The 1772-nt window shown below is 71.2% G+C and carries 1 protein-coding gene; it reads left to right on the forward strand.

Annotated features, from left to right (window positions below):
- The first annotated feature begins 80 nt into the window (after positions 1-80).
- Positions 81-1556: an efflux transporter outer membrane subunit gene (locus FYM52_RS18530; protein ID WP_154165150.1), complete on the forward strand. Its 1476-nt coding sequence runs from the start codon at positions 81-83 to the stop codon at positions 1554-1556.
- The last annotated feature ends 216 nt before the right edge of the window (positions 1557-1772 follow it).

The following is a 1772-nucleotide window of genomic DNA, read 5'->3' on the forward strand; positions in this document are numbered from 1 at the left end:
CCCTGATCCTGCGTGCGACACCGCGCCGCACGCCGCAGCGTGTTCTGCCCCCATTTCAATAAAAACCACAGGCACTTTTCATGACGTTTTCAAACCTTCGCACACCCGTGGTGCGCCCTGCCCTGGGTGCGGCCACCGCCCTGGTGGCAGCCCTGGTCCTGGCGGGCTGCGCCTCCCAAGGCCCGGCCCACACCCCGTTGACCCCCCTGGCTGCCACCGATCTGGGACTGGACGCGCCCGCCGCGGCACCGGCCGATGCCGCGGCGCTGACCACGCCCACCTGGTGGACCGCCCTGGGCGATGCCCAGCTGGACCAGTTGGTCGCCCAGGCCCTGGCCGGCCACCCCAGCCTGGCCGCCAGCCAGGCGCGCCTGGACAAGGCGCTGGCCCTGGCCGCGGCCAGCAGCACCGCCACCGACGTGCACGGCACACTCAGTGCCGATGCCACGCGCCAGCGCTACACCGCCCACGGCATGGTGCCCGCGCCGATTGCTGGCCACACCTACAACAGCGGCAACCTGCAGGCCGGCCTGTCCTGGTCGCCCGACCTCTTTGGCAAGCACGCCGCCGAGCTGCAGGCCGCCCTGGGCCAGGCCCGTGCCGCCCAGGCCGACCGTGCCGCCGCCGCCACCCAGCTGGCCGCCCAGGTGGCGCGCAACTATGTGGCCCTGGCGCGCCTGCTGGCCCAGCGCGAGGTGGCCGCGCGCACCCTGGCCCAGCGCCAGTCGCTGCTGGAGCTGAGCGCCCAGCGCACCCAAGCCGGCCTGGACAGCCAGGTGGAGCTGACCCAGGCCCAGGCCGCCATGCCCGACGCGCGCACCCAGCTGGAAATGCTGGACGAGCAGATCACCCTGGCGCGCCGCACCCTCGCCGTGCTGTGCGCCCAGGCGCCAGACGCCCAGCAGGCGCTGACCCCGCGCCTGTCGGCGCTGCACATGCAGGCCGTGCCCGATGTGCTGGGCGCCGACCTGCTGGGCCGCCGCCCCGACGTGGTCGCGGCGCGCTGGCGCGTGGAGGCGGCCACCCACGGCATCGACGTGGCCAAGGCCGACTTCTACCCGGACGTGAACCTCAGCGCCTTCATCGGCCTGAACGCCCTGGGGCTGGACCAGCTGTTCCAGGCCAGCTCGCGCCAGATCGGTGTCACGCCCGCACTGCGCCTGCCGATCTTTGACGGCCCGCGCCTGCGCGCCCAGCTGCGCGGCACCCAGGCCGACCTGGACGCCGCCATCGCCCAGTACAACGGCACGGTGCTGGACGCCGTCAAGCAGGCCGGCGATGCCATCACCTCCGTGCAGTCGCTGCAGCGCCAGCACGTGCTGCAGCAGGAGGCCCTGGCCAAGGCCGAACGCGCCTACGACTTTGCCGTGCAGCGCTACCAGGCCGGGCTGGGCAACCAGATCAGCGTGCTGAACGCCGAGAGCCAGCTCATCACCCAGCGCCGCCTGGCCGTGGACCTGCAGGCGCGCGCGCTGGACACGCGCATCGCCCTGGCCGCCGCCCTGGGCGGTGGCTGGAGCGACGACACGCCCCAGCTGCAGCCCCGCCCCCACTGAGACCACCGCCCCCAGTTTTCTTGAAATTCATAGCTGGTCGCGCTTGTATTGCTTGGATTTCCTGCACCAAACGTCTTGAAACCTAATCAAAACCAGCGCTAACAGCTCCTTTTTTTAAACGGCCGCAAAACCATGTCTTCCACACCCGATAACAAAGCGCCCACCCCCATGACCGACAGCAGCAAGACCCCCAGCACCTCCTCCGCCAACCCCGCC

Source organism: Comamonas sp. CAH-2 (assembly GCF_009668305.1).
Taxonomy (GTDB): Bacteria; Pseudomonadota; Gammaproteobacteria; order Burkholderiales; family Burkholderiaceae_C; genus Comamonas; species Comamonas aquatica.

What these genes read in the sequence shown, in the direction of transcription:
- FYM52_RS18530 (WP_154165150.1), top strand. Translation starts at nt 81, where the DNA reads ATGACGTTTTCAAACCTTCGCACACCCGTGGTGCGCCCTGCCCTGGGT.